Origin of the sequence: Pseudomonas sp. EGD-AK9, from assembly GCF_000465935.2 — a bacterium.
Taxonomy (GTDB): Bacteria; Pseudomonadota; Gammaproteobacteria; order Pseudomonadales; family Pseudomonadaceae; genus Aquipseudomonas.
The window spans coordinates 1-3,826 of record NZ_AVOF01000312.1 but is presented as its reverse complement, the minus strand read 5'-3'; the positions used below and the strand labels follow the sequence as shown (position 1 = coordinate 3,826).

Genomic DNA, 3,826 nt, shown 5'->3' with positions numbered 1-3,826 from the left:
CGGACAGCTGGCTGGCGTTGCCGGCGGTGACGCAGCCGCCGTCGACCACCGGCTTGAGCCGACTCAGATCCTCCAGCTGGGTCTGCGGGCGATTGCCTTCGTCCAGGCTCAGGGTCACTTCCTCGTAGCTGACTTCGCCGCTCGCCTTGTCCACCAGCTTCTTGCGCGCCGTCACCGGCACTATCTCCTCGGCGAACAGGCCGGCCGCCTGGGCCGCGGCGGTGCGCCGCTGCGATTCGAGGGCATAGGCATCCTGCGCCTCGCGGCTGATGCCGTAGCGCTTGGCCACTCGTTCGGCGGTGTGCAGCATGGGCATGTAGGCGTGCTCGGCGTGGCGGGTGACATTGGCGTCGGCATCCGCGGCGGCCCATTGCATATGCGGGTTCTGCACCAGGCTGATCTGCTCCTGGCCGGCGCCCAGGGCGATCTGCATGCCGTCGACCATGATCTGCTTGGCGGCGATGGACACGGCCATCAGGCCGGAGGCGCACTGGCGGTCGATGGTCTGCCCGCTGACCGTCAGCGGCAGCCCGGCGGCCAGCAGGGACAGGCGCGCCAGGTTGGTGGAGGCGCTACCGCCCTGCATCGCCGTGCCCATCACCACATCGTCGATAGCCGCCGGGTCGATCCCCGCGCGCTGCACGGCCGCCTGGATGGCGATGGCGCTCATGCTGGGCGCTTTGAGGTCGTTGAATGCGCCGCGAAAGGCCTTGGCTATCGGCGTGCGCGCGGTGGAAAGGATTACGGCATCTTGCATGGTCAACTCCTGGCTGATCGCTGGCGTCGCGGAGGGAAATGGAGGCGAGACCGCCAAGCGGGCCGGCCCTGAAGGCCGGACAGCGGGGCCGGCGAGCTACACCGCCTGGCCGATGTCGCTGAGCCCGGCTCATCGCACCCTAGTGACCCGGCGACTATTTGAGAAATGACATGTCGTGATGCCAGGTATTCGCTCGCTGAATTGATGCGCCGGCTTGATCCGCCCAGCTCAACGGCCGGCAGGCTTCTCGCAGCGCTCGCGGACGCGCTGTCAGGCGGCCCCGAAGCACTGCTGGATAATTTGCAGGATGGCCGCCTGATTACGACTTATCGCTTCTATTTAACTGATTTTTAGCGGCCATTTTCCCAGTCAGGGTGATCGGCGCTACTGACGCCGCGACCAGCACAATTTGAATGCCGGCGGCAGGCCGGAGCTATAGACTCCTGCCAAACAACAACAACGCCTGCGTGAACGCCTGCATGAAAATTCAACCTCTACCGCCCCTGAATAGCCTGGTGGCATTCGAGTCCGCCGCCCGGCATCTGAGCTTTACCCTGGCCGCCAAAGAGCTGAACGTCACCCAGGGGGCGATCAGTCGACAGGTGCGCCTGCTTGAGGATTACCTCGGCAAGACCCTGTTCGAGCGCACCACCCGCGAGATCAACCTCAGCCCCACCGGCAGCCAGTACTACGAAACGGTGCGCGAGGCCTTGCTGCAGCTGGCCCACGCCACGGGCGAAATCCGTCACTGGCGCGGCGCCCAGCAGGTGACGGTGGTCACCAGCACGGCGATGGCGTCGCTCTGGCTGTTGCCCAGGGTCGCTGAGTTCCAGCGCGACAACGAGGAGGTCGATCTGCGCATCATCGCCTACGACCATGTCAGGGACTTTTCCCGGCTCGATTGCGACCTGGCGCTCTATTACTGCCGCACGCCGCCGAAGAACATGCAGGTGACGTCGCTGTTCGCCGAGGAGGTGTTCCCGGTGTGCAGCCCGGGCTATCTCGCCAAGCATCCGGAGCTCACCGGGCTGGCGCAGTTGGCCGCCGGCACCTGGCTGTGGCTGGAAGACCCGCAGCGCGACTGGATCAGCTGGCCGGAATGGTTTCAGCGACTGGGCCACAAGGCACGGAACCCCAGGCACAGGATCAACATCAACAGCTACTCGATGCTGATCCAGTCGGCGCTGAGCGGGCAGGGCATTGCGCTGGCCTGGTCGAACCTGGTCGACAATCACCTGCAGACCGGCGCGCTGGTGCGGCCCATCGAGGACGTGCTGCGCACCGAGGCGCAATTCTGCCTGCTCGAGCCGCTTGGTCGCGGCAGCAGCCGGCAGAGCGTCAAGCGTTTTCGCAGCTGGCTGATGGAGCAGGTAGCCGGCCAGGCGAACGGCGAAGCAAGCCCCCCCTGAAGCGACGCGGCCGCTTAGGTCGCGCGATAGCCTACGCCCGCTCGTCGGGCCATGCTTTGTCATAAACCGCTTATCTTCACGCATGGGGAGCTACCGTCCCGTGCTGCCTGCGGCCGCTCTGCATTGACGCATTAATGAGTAATAGTCATAAATGCGGCGGTAAAAAATCGTTTGTCGAACAATCCCCCGCTTTCCGAAACTGGCCGCCAACGGACAAGGCCAGCGCGCCTGCCGATCACCACCACCGTGCCTTGCAGGGGATAACAACAATGACTCAAGCCACTTCTCAGCAGATCCCAGTGCATCAGCTGGAAACCGTTCTCGCGCCGATCCACGAGGCCACCGGCCTGTCCAACGCGTTCTACACCGATCAGAAGCTGTTCGAGCTCGAGCGCGACCAGATCATGGGCAAGACCTGGGCCTGCGTCGGTTTTGCCAGCGACCTGAGCCAGAACGGCTCGGTCAAGCCGGTCGACTTCATGGGCCTGCCGCTGCTGCTGATGCGCAACCGCGACGGCCTGGTACAGGTGTTCCACAACGTCTGCAGCCACCGCGGCATGAAGCTGGTGGAGGAAGAGGGCACTGTGCAGGGCGTGATCCGCTGCCCCTACCACTCCTGGACCTACGACCTCAACGGCGGCCTCAAGGGCACCCCGCACGTCGGCGGCATCGACAAGCACAAGGACGAGCGCTTCGCCTGCGAAAAGCACGGCCTCAAGGCCATCCGCAGCGCCATCTGGATGGACATGGTGTTCGTCAACCTGTCCGGCGACGCGCAGCCGCTGGAAGAGATGCTGGCGCCGCTGACCGCGCGCTGGAGCCAGTTCCTCGGCGACGACGGCATGGGCCTGATGCGCCGCCGCGCCAACATGGACGCCACCACCCTGGACATCGCCTGCAACTGGAAACTGGCAGTGGAGAACTACTGCGAGGCGTACCACCTGCCGTGGGTGCACCCGAGTCTGAACAGCTACTCGCGCCTGGAGGATCACTACAACATCCTGTTCGACGAGCAGTTCGCCGGCCAGGGCAGCTACGCGTACAACCTCTCCGACGTCGCCGGCACCCACCTGCCGCAGTTCCCCAGCTGGCCGCAGGATCGCCTGCGCAACGCCGAGTACGTGGCCTTCTTCCCCAACGTGCTGCTCGGTATCCAGGCCGACCACGCCTTCGCCATGCAGCTGGAACCGGTCGCACCGGGGCGCACCATCGAGCACCTGCGCCTGTTCTACGTCGGCGACGAGGCGCTGGGCGACGAATACGCCGCCTGCCGCAACGCCATCCTGGAGTCGTGGAAGGTGGTGTTCGCCGAGGACATCGCCTCGGTCGAAGGCATGCAGAAGGGCCGTCACTCGCCCGGCTACGGCGGCGGCGCGTTCTCCCCGGAGATGGACATCCCGACTCACTACTTCCACCAGTGGGCCGCGCGCAAGCTGCTGGCCATCGCCCAGAACGCCTGAGGAGCTCGCCATGTTTCCGATTGCCGAACACTGGCTGAACTACATCGACGGTGAATGGGTGGACAGTGCCCAGCACCTGCAGGTGAGCAATCCCGGTACCGCCGAGCCGGTGGCGACCATCGCCCAGGCCTCGCGTGAGGACGCCGAGCACGCCCTGCTGGCGGCGCGGCGTTGCGTCGACAGCGGTGAGCTGACCCGCG

Annotated in this window: 2 protein-coding genes and 2 pseudogenes; 3 read left to right on the top strand and 1 reads right to left on the bottom strand. The window is 65.3% G+C overall.

The window, feature by feature from the left end:
* Nucleotides 1-757: pseudogene (locus N878_RS14825) on the bottom strand (acetyl-CoA C-acyltransferase); the annotation flags it as partial.
* 479 nt (nt 758-1,236) lie between these two features.
* On the opposite strand from N878_RS14825, the gene N878_RS14820 reads away from it, so the two are divergent.
* The 3 genes and pseudogenes from N878_RS14820 to N878_RS14810 all read left to right on the top strand — a co-directional run.
* A complete protein-coding gene (locus N878_RS14820) occupies nt 1,237-2,166 on the top strand; it encodes a LysR substrate-binding domain-containing protein (RefSeq protein ID WP_031303220.1) in 930 nt (309 codons plus the stop codon).
* A 269-nt stretch (nt 2,167-2,435) separates the two neighbouring features.
* Nucleotides 2,436-3,626, top strand: coding sequence for an aromatic ring-hydroxylating dioxygenase subunit alpha (locus tag N878_RS14815; protein ID WP_031303219.1), 1,191 nt, complete (start codon nt 2,436-2,438; stop codon nt 3,624-3,626).
* A gap of 10 nt (nt 3,627-3,636) precedes the next feature.
* Nucleotides 3,637-3,826 (top strand): annotated as a pseudogene (locus tag N878_RS14810) (aldehyde dehydrogenase); the annotation flags it as partial.